The sequence below is a fragment of the Corallococcus sp. CA041A genome (assembly GCF_003612075.1).
Taxonomy (GTDB): Bacteria; Myxococcota; Myxococcia; order Myxococcales; family Myxococcaceae; genus Corallococcus; species Corallococcus exiguus.
Genome location: NZ_RAWF01000259.1, coordinates 1 through 14,102, shown reverse-complemented (window position 1 = coordinate 14,102; position 14,102 = coordinate 1). Strand labels below are relative to the sequence as shown.

The 14,102-nt window shown below is 71.6% G+C and carries 11 protein-coding genes; 4 read left to right on the top strand and 7 right to left on the bottom strand.

What is annotated here, in order from left to right:
* The coding region (locus D7V77_RS33600) for a YfhO family protein (protein ID WP_147452242.1) at positions 1-1,160 on the top strand (1,160 nt) is incomplete at its 5' end.
* A gap of 9 nt (positions 1,161-1,169) precedes the next feature.
* Here the strand turns inward: D7V77_RS33600 and D7V77_RS33595 are convergent.
* Together D7V77_RS33595 and D7V77_RS33590 are read right to left on the bottom strand one after the other, a co-directional pair.
* A complete protein-coding gene (locus D7V77_RS33595) occupies positions 1,170-1,550 on the bottom strand; it encodes a hypothetical protein (protein WP_233597394.1) in 381 nt (126 codons plus the stop codon).
* Positions 1,551-1,560: 10 nt separating this feature from the next.
* Complete coding sequence (locus tag D7V77_RS33590) at positions 1,561-5,229, bottom strand: tetratricopeptide repeat protein (RefSeq protein ID WP_120580359.1); 3,669 nt, start codon at positions 5,227-5,229, stop codon at positions 1,561-1,563.
* Between the two features lie 92 nt (positions 5,230-5,321).
* On the opposite strand from D7V77_RS33590, the gene D7V77_RS33585 reads away from it, so the two are divergent.
* A complete protein-coding gene (locus D7V77_RS33585; RefSeq protein ID WP_120580358.1) occupies positions 5,322-5,762 on the top strand; it encodes a hypothetical protein in 441 nt (146 codons plus the stop codon).
* 336 nt (positions 5,763-6,098) lie between these two features.
* Here D7V77_RS33585 and D7V77_RS33580 read toward each other — a convergent pair whose 3' ends face one another.
* Together D7V77_RS33580 and D7V77_RS33575 are read right to left on the bottom strand one after the other, a co-directional pair.
* Positions 6,099-7,061: an SDR family oxidoreductase gene (locus tag D7V77_RS33580; RefSeq protein WP_120580357.1), complete on the bottom strand. Its 963-nt coding sequence runs from the start codon at positions 7,059-7,061 to the stop codon at positions 6,099-6,101.
* Positions 7,058-7,912, bottom strand: a complete 855-nt coding sequence (locus D7V77_RS33575) for a lysophospholipid acyltransferase family protein (protein WP_120564926.1) — start codon at positions 7,910-7,912, stop codon at positions 7,058-7,060. The genes D7V77_RS33580 and D7V77_RS33575 overlap by 4 nt, the downstream gene beginning before the upstream one ends.
* A 91-nt stretch (positions 7,913-8,003) precedes the next feature.
* Between D7V77_RS33575 and D7V77_RS33570 the strand changes: the two genes are divergently transcribed.
* The gene (locus D7V77_RS33570; protein ID WP_120580356.1) at positions 8,004-9,428 is read left to right on the top strand and encodes a DUF2252 family protein; all 1,425 of its coding nucleotides are present in this window, start codon (positions 8,004-8,006) and stop codon (positions 9,426-9,428) included.
* Here the strand turns inward: D7V77_RS33570 and D7V77_RS33565 are convergent, their stop codons facing one another.
* The 3 genes from D7V77_RS33565 to D7V77_RS33555 form a co-directional block, all read right to left on the bottom strand.
* Complete coding sequence (locus D7V77_RS33565; RefSeq protein WP_120580355.1) at positions 9,429-10,376, bottom strand: polysaccharide deacetylase family protein; 948 nt, start codon at positions 10,374-10,376, stop codon at positions 9,429-9,431.
* 15 nt (positions 10,377-10,391) lie between these two features.
* Entirely contained in the window at positions 10,392-11,102 is a 711-nt protein-coding gene (locus D7V77_RS33560) for a glycosyltransferase family 2 protein (protein WP_120580354.1), read from the bottom strand.
* Between the two features lie 78 nt (positions 11,103-11,180).
* On the bottom strand, positions 11,181-12,494 hold the full coding sequence (locus D7V77_RS33555; RefSeq protein WP_120580353.1) for an NAD(P)/FAD-dependent oxidoreductase: 1,314 nt from the start codon (positions 12,492-12,494) through the stop codon (positions 11,181-11,183).
* Positions 12,495-12,723: 229 nt separating this feature from the next.
* On the opposite strand from D7V77_RS33555, the gene D7V77_RS33550 reads away from it, so the two are divergent.
* Positions 12,724-14,102: zinc-ribbon domain-containing protein (locus tag D7V77_RS33550; protein WP_199733936.1), on the top strand; the 1,379-nt coding region annotated here is incomplete at its 3' end.

The following is a 14,102-nucleotide window of genomic DNA, read 5'->3' as shown; positions in this document are numbered from 1 at the left end:
GGCTGGGCCTGGGGGTCCTGCTCCTCGCGCTGACAGGCACGGGCGCCCGCCTGGCCGAGGCCCTGAGTGGCTTCTATTCGGGCCGCCCGGAGCTCTGGCCGGAAGTGGCGCGACAGGTGGGTGAGCGGCTCACGGAGGGCGGCCTCCGGACCGGAAGCGTCTGTCTGGCGCTGGGGCTGCTCCTCGTCTGGAGGAAGCTCCAGCCACGGCCCCTGGCCCTGGTGCTCGTCACCCTCGTCGCGGTGGACGTCGCCTGGGTCACCGAGCCCGTGTACGTGTCCTGCGACCGCGACCTCATTGAGGCACAGCCCCTCTTCGTCGAAACGATGCGGCAACGCGTGGGGGGCGAAACGCTGCTCGGCCAGACGCGTGTGTACACCGCGGTCGCGACCATCCAGCAGCCGAGTCTGGAGGGACTGTCCCTGGACGACAGGGACGCGGCGGCGAACCTGACGATGCTCGTTCCCGACGTGGGAGCGCGTTGGGGAGTGGAGGCCGCGAACTGGTACCTGCCCACGCTCTCCGCGCGCGTTGGGGCGCTGCTCAAGGACCAGCGCCAGTGGTGGCGGCGCTACGCGGGGCTCGCGGGAGTGGGCTTCTTCACCCTGGACACGCTCCAGGTCCAGAAGCGGGGGATGGAGAAGTACGTCGTGGCGGAGAGCGAGCCCTTCGGCGTGCAGCTGCTCGCGAACCCGCTCGCGCTGCCTCGCGTCTACCTCGCGGCGCCGCGTTGCGTGGCGGGCCCGGAGGAGAGCCTGGCCCTCATCGCCTCCAGCGACTTCGTTCCCGGACGCCAGGCGGCCGTGGAGTGCCTCACGCCCCTGCCCCAGCCCGCGCCGGACGCGGAGCTGGGCAGCGTCCGCGTCGTGGAGCGCGACCCGGACGGCTCCACGGTGGAGGTGGATGCGAAACAGCCCGCGGTGCTGGTCGCCTCGGAGGCCTATTTCTCGGGCTGGACCGCCACCGTGGACGGTGCGCCCGCGGAGGTGCTTCCCACCAACCACGCCTTCCTTGGCGTGGCGCTTCCGGAGGGGCGGCACCAGGTGATCTGGCGCTTCATCCCTCCGGGACAGGGCATGGCCCTGGCGGTGAGCGGACTGGGCGTGGGCCTCTGCCTCTTGCCGTGGCTGCTCCGCCTGCGGCGCGTCCGCCGGGCGTGAGCGGAGGTTTCAGCCCCTGGGAGCGCCAGGCCCACCGCGGGTGGCGCGCATCAGCGCCCACCGCAGCACGGCCATGATGGCGCCCACCACCACGGCGAGCAGGAAGATGACCGCCACGGTGACGAGGCCGAAGACGACGCGCACGCCCAGGTCGGTGATTCGGCCGCTGAAGTACGCCTCGCGCAGCGGCTCCATGGCGCGCACCAGCTCCAGCGCCCGCGCCGGCAGCGAGTCGAGCGCCATGGAGAGGCGCTCGAAGAAGGGCTTGTGGTACCGCCTCCGGACGGACTCCACGACGATGCCCGTCAGCAGGTAGAGCACCGACAGCAGGAAGGCATTGCCCCACATGACCTTCAGCAGGGGGGAGGACGGGGGCCGCGGGTCGCTCACGTCGACCACGCTAGCGCGACGCCCGGCGCTTGAGGAGCGGAAGGGCCTTCTTCACCCGGTTCGCCTCCGACGCGCCCCCCGCGAGCTTCAGGAAGGACTCGTAGGCCTCCACCGCCCGGGGCAGCTCCGCCGTCTCGCGCACCAGCACGTCCGCCAGCGCCAGGTGCGCCAGGCCATCCGTGGGCTCCAGCTCCACGGCCTTGGCCAGCGCCTCGCGCGCGGGGGCCTCCTGACGCTGCTTGAAGGCCACCAGGCCCAGGGCCAGGTACGCGCGCCCGTTGTAGGGGGCCAGCTTCACGGCCTCGTCCGCCGCCGCGCGGGCCTCCTTCACGGCCCCGGCGCCCAGCAGCACCCGCGCCAGCGTCACCTGGGCGAAGGCCTTGTCCCAGACGGTGGGCGCCTTGTCGGCCAGGTCCTGCAGCGTGCGCGCCGCGCCACGGCCACCGCCCGGCAGCTGCGCGTACAGCTCGCCCACGCGGCCGCACGTCGCGTCCGGCCCTTCCCGCCGCGCCGCCGCGAAGGCCGCGTCCGCGCTCTCCACCTGCCCCTGGCGCAGGAACGCCTGGGCGATTTCGCAGAAGGTGTCCGGGTCCTTGGAGTCCAGCTTGTTGGCGCGCTCCAGCGCGGAGAAGCCGCCCTTCGCGTCGCCGTTGGCGAACAGGAGCGCCGCGCGCAGCCGCTGCCCCTCCGCGTCTTCCGGCGCCAGCTTCACCGCCCGGCCGGAAGCCCCTTCCGCCTCCTTGCGGCGGCCGGACTGGTACAGCGCCAGCGCGAAGCCCTTCTGCGCGGCCGCGCTGCCCGGGTTGTCCAGCTGCCACGCCTCGAACTGCTTCAGCGCCTCCGGCGTGCGGCCCAGCGCCAGCAGCGTGCGGCCCAGGGCGTCGCGGGCCTCGCCATGCGCGCCGTTGCGCTCCACCGCCTGCGTCAGCGGCTTGAGCGCCATGTCCGGCAGCCGGCGAGACAGGAGCAGCCGCCCCAGCGAGCACGCGCCCTCGTAGTCGCGCGGGTCCTTCATCGCCTCGTCGAACTGGGTCTGCGCCTTGTCGAGCGCGCGCTCGCGCCAGTACACCTGCCCCAGCGCCACGCGCAGGTCCGTGCGGGGCTTCTTCGCCAGCGCCTTCTCCAGCACGTCGCGCGCCTGGGCGCCGTTGCCCTCGTGCGCGTCCGCCAGCGCGAGCCACGCGACGGCCTCCGGCGGATAGCGGTCGTTCACGCGCGTCTTGCCCAGCTCCACACGGGCGCGCTTCCAGTCCCCGAGCCGCGCGTACGCCGCGCCCCGCACCAGCGACACCTTGCGGCCGCCGTCGGCCTCCAGCCGCTGCAGGGCCTCCTTCTCGCGGTCGCGGTCCAGCAGCGTGCGCCCCAGGCCCTCCTTCGCGGCCTCGCTCTTGGGCTGCAGCTTCAGCGCGGCTTCATAGGCCTGCTGCGCGGCCTCCAGCTTGCCCGCCGCGCGGCCCGCGGCCCCGAGCGCCAGCTGGAAGTCCATGGCCAGCGGCCCCTGCACGCCCTTGGAGAGCATGGTGCGCGCCTCGTCGTACTTACCCAGCGCGGACAGGATTTCGCCATGCACCAGTTGCTGACGGGGCTGGAGCGCGGGGGGCAGCTTCGCGTCCTGCGCGAGCGGCGCCACGTCCGCCAACGCCGCGTCCAGGTCCTGCTCCAGCGCGAGCCGGCTCTCCGCCATCCCGATGCGGGCGGCGGGGTGCTCCTTGGAGACGTCGCGCGCGCGCTTGAACATCTCCAGCGCCTGCGCGAAGTCCTCGGAGGCGAGGTAGTAGTCCCCCAGCGCCACCAGCGCGCGGACGTTGCCCGGCGACGCCTTGAGCGCGCGGTCGAAGCGGTCCAGGGCCTTCTTCTCGTCCTTGGCGGCGATGAGCAGGCTGCCCGCGAGCGCGTGCACCTCCGTCACGTCGTCCTGCGAGGCGAGCAGCGCGCGGTTCGCGGACTCACGGGCCCGGTCGTCGGCGACGAGCGCGTTGGTGGCCAGCACCAGGCCATTGAAGCCGTCCTTCACGCCCGGCTTCTCCAGCGCCTCCAGCGCGAGCCGGCGGTCCTCCGCGTTGGCGCCGTGGTCCAGGTAGCGCAGCGCGTGCGCGTAGCCCGCGAGCGCCCAGGCGGCGGGGCTCGCTTCGTCCATGTCGCGCGCGCGGTCGAGCTGGCGGAGCGCTTCATCCAGCGACGCGCCCGTGTCCTGCGCGACGGCGCGCTTCGCGAGCTCCAGCGTCTCCGACAGCGTCTGGCCACCCTGACGGGAGCGGTAGAGGATGAAGAAGCCCGCGCTCGCGCCCAGGAAGATGAGGGCCACGAAGAGCGCCACGGTCTTCGCGCCATAGCGCTCGAGGAGGGACTGCTTCGCCCGCTCCTTGGCGATCTTCTCGTGCATCTCGCGCTCGTACTTCGCCGCGAGTGCCTCCGTGTCCTTCGCGTTCGCCGCCGCCTTGTTGCGGGCCGCGGCCGCCGCCAGCTCCGTCGCATCCGGGATGTCGTCCAGCAGCGAGCGCTTGCCGCCCGAAGCCGAAGCGACCGGAGCCGGCGTCACCGGCGCGGCCGCGCGAGCCCGCACCGCCTCCGGAGGAGGAAGGTCCCCGAGCAATCCCCCGCCCTGCGACGCGGAGGGTTCATCCGCCGGAGGAGCGTCCGGGAGATCCGCCAGCATCCCGGACTTGCGCCCACGGCTGGAGGCCCCTGGATCCGCCGCCTGCACGGGAGCGGAAGGAGCCTCCACGCTCGGATCCGACGGCGCGGCGTCGCCACGTGCCGGATCCGCGGAGTCACTCGAGCCGGACTCCTGGCCCGAGGCCGAAGCGCCTTCGCTCGTCGGATCCGCACCCGACGCCGCACGTCCTCGGCCCGAGCCCGGCTCCTGTCCCGGATCCACCGGACCGCTGGCCGCACGCCCGCGCCCCGAACCGGGCTCCTGCCCCGGATCCACCGGACCGCCACGCGCCGCATCCCGCCGCGAGGCGCCCTGATCATCCGACTCCACGGGGCCAGGGCCCCGAGCGTCCTCCGCCACCGGCGTCCCGGCGGGAGCCGAGGGCCCACCATGCGCCTCGATGGAGGCGACCCTGGAGGCCGCCTGCGCATCCGTTCCACCCGCCGGCGTCTCCGTCCGGGCGGCGCGGCGCGGCTCCAATCCGGCCGCCGCGGCGGCACGCGCCTCGAACGCGGACGGGGCCGCTTCCGAACCCGGCGGCTCCGGAGCGTCCTCCTCCGGCGCGGCCGCGGGGGTCGCCAGGACGCCCAGGTCCGCGAAGATGGGCGCCGGTCCACCGGACAGCGCCTGCTGGGCCTGATCCAACCACTGCTTCACGCGCCCGTTGTTGGGCTGCAGCGCCACGGCTTTGCGCAGAATCGGCAGCGCGGAGCGGTACAGCCCCCGCTGCAGGAGCACGTCGCCAATGAGGTTGTAGGCGTACGGGTTGTCCCGCTCGATGGCGATGGCCTGGTCGAACTGCTCCATCGCCTCCGCGGGCCGCCCCAGCTGGATGAGCGCCTTGCCCCACAGCACCCGCCCCACGACGGACGTGGGGTGGTTGGAGATGCCCTGCGTACACACCTCGATGGTGCGCTGCGCGTCTCCCTTCTCCAGCAGCGCCTTCGCCAGCTCCACGAAGACGGAAGAGGTCGGGTCCTGCCGGAGGAGCTGCTCGTAACGCTCCACCATCGACTTGGCCATGTTGAGTCGCGACTCCGGTGCGCTTAGCGGGGGAGCGCGGACCATACCACTGCCCTCGTCCGTTCCGCCCAGCGGCTGGTAGCGTCGCGGCCATGAAACGCCTGTCTGCCCTGCTGGTCGCCCTGTTCCTCGGTGGGGCCTGTGCCCACACCCCTCCCAAGTCGGACATGGAAGCGCTCCGCCCCGTCGTCGAGGGCTTCCACAAGAACCTGCGCTGGAGGAACTACCGCACCCTGACCACCTTCCTCGTCCCCGAGGAGCGCCAGGACTTCGACCGCAAGCGCCGCGAGCTCCACGACGACCGCGACCTCACCGTCACCGACTTCGAAATCGAGGACGTGAAGCTCGCCGAGGACGGCCGCCACGCCACCGTCCACAGCCGCATCCAGTGGATGCGCCTGCCCTCCGTCACGGAGCAGACCGACACCGTCACCTCGGAGTTCGTCTTCCGGGACGGCGCCTGGCTGCTGGAGAAGCAGCTGTCGGGACCCTTCGCGGGCGAGCTGGAGCCACGGGAGAAGCCGTCCCCGTAGCCCGCAAAAAAGTCGCCCACCGTCTCGGGGCCGGCCGAGACGATGGGCGTCGAGAGTTCCCCAATGGAACCCCCTACCAGGGTGACGATGTCGCGCGGTACTTCCGGCCCGCTGCGACCCCGCCGTGTTGCCTGGTCTCTAGAGCAATGCGAGTGCCAACCGCTCCGCCCCCCTGCCCCACCTCCGGTTCCCACGGGAAATCAGGTACTTGGCGGCACTCACTCCCCGTCGTCACCGTCCCCTGCCTGACAGGGTTGTCAGGCCCTCCCTGCCATCCCGCCACGTCCCCCCTGACATGGCTGTCAGGGAACTGTCGCGGGGTCCCACGAAAAGCCGCTACTCGCCGATGACGGAGCGGATGGTGTCGCGCATGGAGTGCCGGGACTTCCAGCCCACGTCCTGGACCCAGCGGTTGCCGTCCACGGCGCAGAGGAACTGGATGTGGTCCAGCTCCGGCGGCGGGAAGTTGGCCAGCCGGTAGCGGAACATCAGGCCCAACAGGGGCCGGGCCACGGGGTGTGGCACGGGGATCGCGGTGTGGCCCAGCTCGCGCAGCACGGCGGACAGGGGCACCTGGCCGGGGCCCACGACGTTGTAGACGCCCTTGGGCTCCGGGCGCAGGGCCTCCACCATGGCGCGGGCGACGTCCTCCACGTGGATGAGCTGCACCATGGGGTCGAAGCCCGCCATGGTCCACGGGTGGCGCAGCCGCAGGTAGTTGGACGGCGCGTTCTTGATGGTGGGCCCGACGATGTGGACGGGCCGCAGGATGACCGTCTCGATGTCGGGGTGCTTCCAGAAGAAGCTGTGCGCCAGCATGTCCACTTCGATGAGGTCGCGCACGCCGGAGAAGCGGCTCGCGGCCATCAGCGGCGCGTCCTCCGTGAGGAAGTTGGAGTTGTCCGGGCTGGGGCCGTAGACGTTGGCCGAGGACAGCACCACCACCTTCTTCACGCCGTACTTCGCGCAGTACTCCAACAGGCGCGTGGTCCCCACGACGTTGAACGAGTGGTGCTCCTCCTCGCTCATGCGCGGGTCATGCATGATGCCCATGTGGATGACGGCGCGGACCTCGTTCTTGCGGAAGACGTCCTCCGCCTTCTTCTTGCGCAAATCCAGCTGGTGCATCTCGACGTCCTTCGGCTTCCCGATGAAGGGACGCCGGTCGATGCCGATGATGCGCTCGCGCTTGTGCAGCATCTTCGCCAGCGTGCGGCCCAGGTTGCCGCTGATGCCGGTGACGACGACGGCCGGGCGCTTGTCCGCGACGGCGTCCTTCTCTTCCGTGGAGGCGCTCACCAGAACACGCCCCGGCGTTCCTTGAGACCCTGGTGGAGCATCGCCTGGATGGAGGCCTTCACGGTGCGCACCTTCTTGTCCAGTTCACTGTCCTCGTCGTCCGCGCGGCCGGTGAAGTGGAGCGCGTCGCCGAAGTAGATGCGATACTTCGTGGGCAGCGGGAAGGGCGTGCCCGTGGGGGTGATGGGGAAGGACGGGAAGCCCAGCAGCTTCGCCACCGGCTTCAGGTTCATCAGCGCGGGCGCCTGCTCCTCCGCGCCCACCACGGCGATGGGCACGATGGGCGTGTTCGTCTCCAGCGCCAGGCGCATGAAGCCCAGGCCGAACTCCTGGAGCTGGTAGCGCTGCGGCCACAGCTTGTTGAGTCCGCGCGTGCCCTCCGGGAACACGAGGATGGCCTCCTCCGCCTCCAGCAGCCGCCGGCAGTTCTCCGGCGTGCCGACAATCTGGCCCACGCGCGCCATGAACGTGGAGACGTACGGCAGCGACGGCACCCACTTCTCCACCATGCTGCGGATGGCGCGCGGCGGGTTGCCCTCCACCATCAGGGCAATGCCAATCATCGCGCCGTCCAGGGGCAGCTGGCCGGAGTGGTTGGACACCAGCAGCACCCGCCCCGAGGGGATGCGGTCCGCACCGTAGGCCTCCACCCGGAAGTAGTGGCGATAGAGCCACATGAACGGGGCGATGGCCGCCAGGCTGTAGTCCAGGTTGAACCCGAACGGGTCCACCCCGTACTCGTTCTCCGTCCGGGCCAGGGCCTGGAGTTGGTCGGACTGCTGCTCGCCGGCCATGCGCTCGGTCCAGCCGCGCAGACCCTTCTTCACCTTGTCGCTGAAACGCTCCAGCATGGGCTCGCTCCTTAGCACCCCCGCCCGCACGCCGGGAGTGGGCCCACAACCCGCGATGCCCTTCTGACGATAATCCGCCGGAAGGTCCCCCATGCGCATCCCCTCCAAGCCCTCCCGGACGTCCGCCTCGGGCTCCACCGTCGCCGCCACGGTGCTGACGCTCGCCTCCTCCGGCGCCACCGCCGGAAGGCTGGCCCCCGACGTCAGCGACTTCCAGCCCCAGGCCACCACGTCACGGACGGGCAACACCGTGGCGGTGAACACGCTGGCGCCCAAGCAGGCCCAGGCGTCCGGACTGGAGCGGCAGCCCTCACAGGCCGTGTCCTTCGTGCGCGACTTCAACGCGCGCCTGGACCTGCCGCCCGCGCGCCTGAAGGAGAAGCTGGCGCAGATGCGGCAGAGCCCCTCCGCCATGTTCCGCGCCATGCCCGCCCTGTTCCACGCGGACCTGCGGGGCCCGTACGCGCAGGAAGCCCGGCTGACGGACCGGCCCGCGCCGGACATCCGGGTGGTGGGCGACGCGCACGTGGGCAACCTGGGCACGTTCCGGGGGCCGGACGGCAAGGCGGTGTGGGGGCTCAACGACTTCGACCAGACGGGCACCGCGTCACCGGAAGCGGACCTCACGCGCCTGGCCACCAGCGCTGTCCTCACCGCGCGCGAGGCGGGTCTGTCCGCAAGCGAGCAGATCAAGGCGGTGGAGGCGCTCGCGAAGAACTACTTCGAGACGCTGGAGCTGCTGGCGGACGGCGACGCGAACCCCGGAGCGTTCCTGGACAAGAAGGAGTCCTCCGGCCCGGTGAAGGACCTCATCAACAAGGCGCGCGACACGTCCGCCAAGGACCTGCTGTCCAAGTACGTGAAGTTCGACGGCGCGAAGGGTCCGCGCTTCCTCACGTCGGACACGCTCAAGCCGCTGGACGCGGAGAAGAAGGCGGCGGTGCGGACCGCGCTGGCGTCCTACGAGAAGACCCTGGACGGCACGGAGGGCGTGGCGGTTCCCCTGAAGGTGCTGGACCTGGCGGAGCGGCTGGACGCAGGGGGCAGCAGCTACGGCCTGGAGCGCGACTACGTGCTCGTGGGCGCGGCGGATCCGAAGGCGCCCCCCGTGCTGCTGGAGCTGAAGGAGTTGCTCGCGTCCGGCGTGGCGTCGCCGCCAGTGCCCGCGAACGGCGCGGACGTCGTGAAGGCGCAAGAGGAGCTGGGCGGAACCATGAATCCGCTCACGGGCGCGGTGAACATGGGCGGCCGGGCGTTCCTCGTGCGCGAGGTGGAGCCGGAGAAGAACAAGCTGGACGACGCCGTGCTCGGGAAGAAGAAGTCCCTGCGCTCCACCTTCGAGCAGGCGGGCGTCGTGCTGGCCCGCGCCCACGGCAACACGCAGGCACAGGCGAAGTGCCTGGAGGACTGGGTGGGCGGAGACACGAAGGGGGCCACGAAGCGGCTGGTCGCCTTCGCGCAGGCCTACGCGGACCAAGCCGAAGCGGACTGGAAGGCCCTGAAGGCCGCGCGCTGATCAGAGCGTCGCGGACAGCTGCCCCGCGGCGTCGCGCAGGGTGACGACGTCGAAGTCGTCCTTGAGCCACTGGAAGATGCTGCGCAGCCGCTCCATCTTCTTCGCGGCGCTCACGCGCAGATCGCGCTGCTGGCGCGCGAGCTCCGGCGGGATGCCGTCCGTGGCGTCCAGCACGTCGACACCGTGTAGCTCGAAGTTGAAGAAGGCATCCGCCCGGCACGTGCGGTACGCGGCGCGCATCGTGCCGCGAGGCAGCGTCGTCGCGAACGTGCCGATGAACGGGAAGCGCACCACCGGCGTCACCGTCATGGGCAGCTCCAGCACGGCCCCCGAACCGCGCCGGTAGGGCTGCGCGGGGTCAGGCCGGTACGGCACGCGCGGCGCCAGCAACACGCGCGGGGTGTCCAGCACGGAGCGCGACGGCCGCCCCAGCGCCGCGAGCGCTCCCATCACCGCCGCCTTCGCCGCGTAGTACGGGGCCGCCGGAAACGCGGATGAACCGTACCGGTAGCCCTGCGCCACGGTGGCCGCGTACAGGTCCGCGTTCAGCGTGTAGCCCGGAGCGCGAAAACCCGAAGGACGCACACCCACGGCCTTCAGGATGGCCGCGTCCGCGCGCGCCAGGTCGTCCGCGATGGCGTCCGGCCCTCGCCGGGTGAGCGCGTAGTCGTGGGCGTGGCTGTGGCTCGCGATCTCCACGCCCGCCGCGTGGGAGCGCCGCATGCCGTCCGCCGCGCCGGGGTCCGACTCCAGGTCCTCGCCGATGACGAAGAACGTCCCGGGCACGCCCACCGCCGCGAACAGCTCCAGGAAGCGCTGCACCGCCACGCGGTGGATCAACGTCCGCGCGCGCTCATCGAGCAGCGACTCGGGCAGCCCGTGGATCCGGCAGTAGTGCGGCAGCGAATCCAGGTCGACGGAGATGGACGCCAGGCGCGCTGCCGTCATGGGGCGACCCTCCGCTCAGGTCCCGCGGACGCGGATGACGTAGAACAGCTTGCCCACGTTCTTGAGCACGTTGGGCACGCGCTTGAACAGGTGGATGGACGGCTGGCGCTTCTCATGGAGCTGGATGGGGATCTCCATGACGTTCAGTCCCTCACGCCACGCGCGGATGACGAACTCGCTGGCGAACACGTCCATGTCCACCACGCACTTCTGGATGACGGGCAGCAGCGCTTCGCGGCGGAACGCCTTCAGGCCGTGCGTGTCCGTGCCCTGGAAGCCCAGCGCCACGCGCAGCAGCTTGTTGTGCACCCGCGTGGCCGCGCGGCGGATGAGGGGGCGCTGGTCGCTCGCGCCCTTGGCCGCCTTGGAGCCCACGACCATGTCCGCCTCGCCGCGCTCCAGCCGGGGCAGCGCCGCGTCGTAGAAGGTCAGGTCGCAGAGGTCGATTTCATCGCAGACCACGTAGGTGCCCTGGGCCTTGATGATGCCGGCCTTGAGCGCCACGCCGTAGTTCGGCGTCTCCGAGTGGAACCAGCGCAGGCGCGGGTTCTTCGCGCAGATTTCTTCCAGGAGCCGGGGCGTCGCGTCGCGCGAGCCGTTCTCCGCGAAGATGATTTCGTAGTCGAGCCCGCGAGCATCCAGCCCCTGACGCAGCTCTTCGGCTGCCTGGGCGATGATGGATTCCTCGTTGTAGACGGGGATGACGACGGAGAGGTGCAGGGCCATGGGTCCGGAAATGCGAAGGGAAGGCCCTGGGGCGTAGCACGCCCCCGGACCACCGTCGACAGGAGACGACTCCCTGCGTCAGCCGTTCAGCGTCCGGGCGCAAGCCCGCCCGTCCAGGATGGCGTCCTCCATGGAGGCGTACTCCCACTTTCCATAGCGCCCCGCCATGAGGATGCCGGCGTGCTCCAGGAAGCGCTTCACCTCCGCCATCGCGGGGCCGTAGGCGTCGTCGTAGAGGACGTACGCGTTGGGAATCTCCCGCCCCTTCGCGAAGAGGATGTCGTCCGCCGAGTGGATCATCCGCGAGCGCACCAGGTCCTCCACCGCGTACTTCTCCGCGTCCGCCACGGACAGCTCTCCGTGATGGCTGAACTCCACGGAAAAGCTGGCCGTGTCCGGCGGGGCCAGGGGCGCGAACACCGCCGACGGCGCCCCGATGCGGTACGAGTGGAACTCCGGCTCCGGCAGGTAGATCCAATGCCACGGCTGGCGGTTCGCGCCCCGGGCGCCCACGCACACGTACGTGACGATGAAGGCGCGCAGGCGCTTCGTCGCGGCCCGCACCTCGTCCGGCACGCCGGAGGCGCCCTTCCCGATGAGCTCCACCAGCGTGGGCAGCGCGATGGAGGACACCAGCCCCGAATACGGCACGGTGCGCCCGTCCGACAGCGCGACCTGCTTCGTCTTCCAATCGATGGAGACGGGCTCGGTGCGCACGCTCAGCTCGCCGCCCGTCAGGTGCTGCTTCATCGCGCGCGCCAGGCTCTCGATGCCGCCCTCGCGCGGGTAGAGGAACGACGCGTTGTAGCCCAGCTGATCACTGCCCGCGCCGAGCGCCCCGTCCACGACCTCCTTGAGGGAGGGGCGCGGCACGAACCGGCCGACCCACGCGGCGGACATCTCGCGCGGGTGCACGGTCCAGAGCTTCTGGTTGTAGGGCAGCATGAAGTTCTTCGCGAAGCCCTCGCCCATGTAGCGGAGGATGAACTCCTCGAAGTTCACGGGGTCGCGCTCGCGCAGGGCGCGGCCCTTCTCCCCGTAGATGGCCTCCACGTAGCCGACCAGGTTCTCCGCCACGACCTCCGGCGGCAGCCCGTGGGTGTTCACCTGGTAGGGGAAGCGGGTGAAGGTGTCGCGCGAGAAGATGGCGGCGCGGCGCTGGATGCGCACCAGCTGGTCCGGGAGCCAGAGCGTGTTGACCAACTCCTGGATTTCCGGGTCGCGCAGGTGGAGCCAGTGACCGGTGGGGTCGAAGTAACACCCGTCGATGACCTCGGTCTTGATGAGGCCGCCGACCCGGTCGGACTTCTCGATGAGGCGCCAGGGGCGCTTGAGGAAGTGCGCGGTGGACAGGCCCGCCAGGCCCGCTCCGAGGATGACGATGGGATCCATGCGCCGCCGGGTCTACCACCCTGGGAGGGGACCTGGAAAAGGGATGCACACTGTTGGTGTTGGCGGGCGCCCGCCCTCCTGCCCGGCCGGGTGACAACAGTGCGCGCTGGGGACGCGTTCTTTCCGGGCTTGAAACGGCTCTGCTAGCCTGCACGCGCCGCGCGGACCATCGCACGCCCCCGTCATTGCTGCGCGTGCGCGCGCCAGCCGGTCTCGTCGAAGGAAAACAATGAAAGTCTCCTGCCCGTCGTGCCAGACGAATTACAACATCGATGACAGGCGGATCCCGCCCGGCGGCGCGAAGCTGAAGTGCGCCCGGTGCCAGACCACGTTCCCCATCAAGGCCGATGGCGCGAGCGGCGAAGCTCCCGAGGCCGCGGCGCCGCAGCCCGCAGCCATTCCGCTGCCGGGCACCGCCGCGCCGCAGTCCGCCGCCATCCCGCTGCCCGGTAGCGCCGCGCCGCAGTCCGCCGCCATCCCGCTCCCGGGCAGTGCCGCGCCGCAGTCCGCCGCGATTCCCCTGCCCGGTAGCGCCGCGCCCCACCAGTCCACCGCCATCCCACTTCCGGGCAGCGCCGCGCCCCAGTCCGCCGCCATTCCTCTGCCGGGCACCGCAGCCCCGCGTGCGGCCGCTCCGGCTCCGCAGTCGGCCGCCATCCCGCTGCCCGGTAGCGCCGCGCCCCAGTCCGCCGCCATCCCCCTGCCGGGCAGTGCCGCGCCCCAGTCCGCCGCCATCCCCCTGCCGGGAGCCGCCGCGCCCCGCGCCGCGGCGCCGCAGTCCGCCGCCATCCCGCTCCCCGGTGCAGCCGCGCCGCAGTCCGCCGCCATCCCCATGGGCGCGGGCCCGGCCATCCCGCTGCCCGGCACGGCCGCGCCGCGCTCCGCAGCCATCCCGCTGCCCGGTAGCGCCGCGCCGCAGTCCGCCGCCATCCCCATGGGCGCGGGCCCGGCCATCCCACTTCCTGGCGCGGCCGCTCCACGCCCCGCCGCCATCCCGCTGCCGGGTAACGCCGCTCCGCCCGTCCCCGAGGATCCGTTCTCCTTCGACGACGAACTCCCGCCCGCGGCCTATGCCTCGCCGGGCGTGGCCGCGCCCCGGGCCATCTCGCTCGACGCGGGACCCGGCGCGCCGGTGGCCCTGCCGGACGACTCGTTCAGCTTCGACATGGACGCCGCGCCGCCGGCCCCCGCGCCCATGGCCGCGGAGGACGACTTCGCGGAGGTCAGCAGCGGCGAGTTCTCCTCGGTCGACACCACTGACTTCTCCGAGCCGCGCGAGGACGTAACCCGCGTCGTCGCCATCCCCGTCCCCAACGCCGCCTTCCGAGAGCCCGCCGCGCCCGCCGCCTACGGCACGCACGAGCCCGCCGGCACCGCGCGCGACTTCGACTTCTCCGAAGATCCCGTCGCCGCCGCCCCGCCCGCCGAGGCCGACTTCGGCACGCCCGACTTCGACTTCGCGGACGACGGCACCCTGCCCGTCCCCGCGCAGCCCGCGCCCGAGGACGCGTTCACCTTCGACATCAACGATCCGTCGAACGCCCATGGCCCCGCGGCGTCGCGTCCCCATCCGCAGACCTACGGCTACGGCGAGCCGGAGCCCCAGGC

Excerpts from the sequence above, each read along its gene's own strand:
- D7V77_RS33555 (WP_120580353.1), bottom strand. The coding sequence starts at position 12,494 with ATGGATCCCATCGTCATCCTCGGAGCGGGCCTGGCGGGCCTGTCCACC.
- D7V77_RS33570 (WP_120580356.1), top strand. The coding sequence starts at position 8,004 with ATGCGCATCCCCTCCAAGCCCTCCCGGACGTCCGCCTCGGGCTCCACC.
- D7V77_RS33575 (WP_120564926.1), bottom strand. The coding sequence starts at position 7,912 with ATGCTGGAGCGTTTCAGCGACAAGGTGAAGAAGGGTCTGCGCGGCTGG.
- D7V77_RS33585 (WP_120580358.1), top strand. The coding sequence starts at position 5,322 with ATGAAACGCCTGTCTGCCCTGCTGGTCGCCCTGTTCCTCGGTGGGGCC.
- D7V77_RS33560 (WP_120580354.1), bottom strand. The coding sequence starts at position 11,102 with ATGGCCCTGCACCTCTCCGTCGTCATCCCCGTCTACAACGAGGAATCC.
- D7V77_RS33565 (WP_120580355.1), bottom strand. The coding sequence starts at position 10,376 with ATGACGGCAGCGCGCCTGGCGTCCATCTCCGTCGACCTGGATTCGCTG.
- D7V77_RS33590 (WP_120580359.1), bottom strand. The coding sequence starts at position 5,229 with ATGGCCAAGTCGATGGTGGAGCGTTACGAGCAGCTCCTCCGGCAGGAC.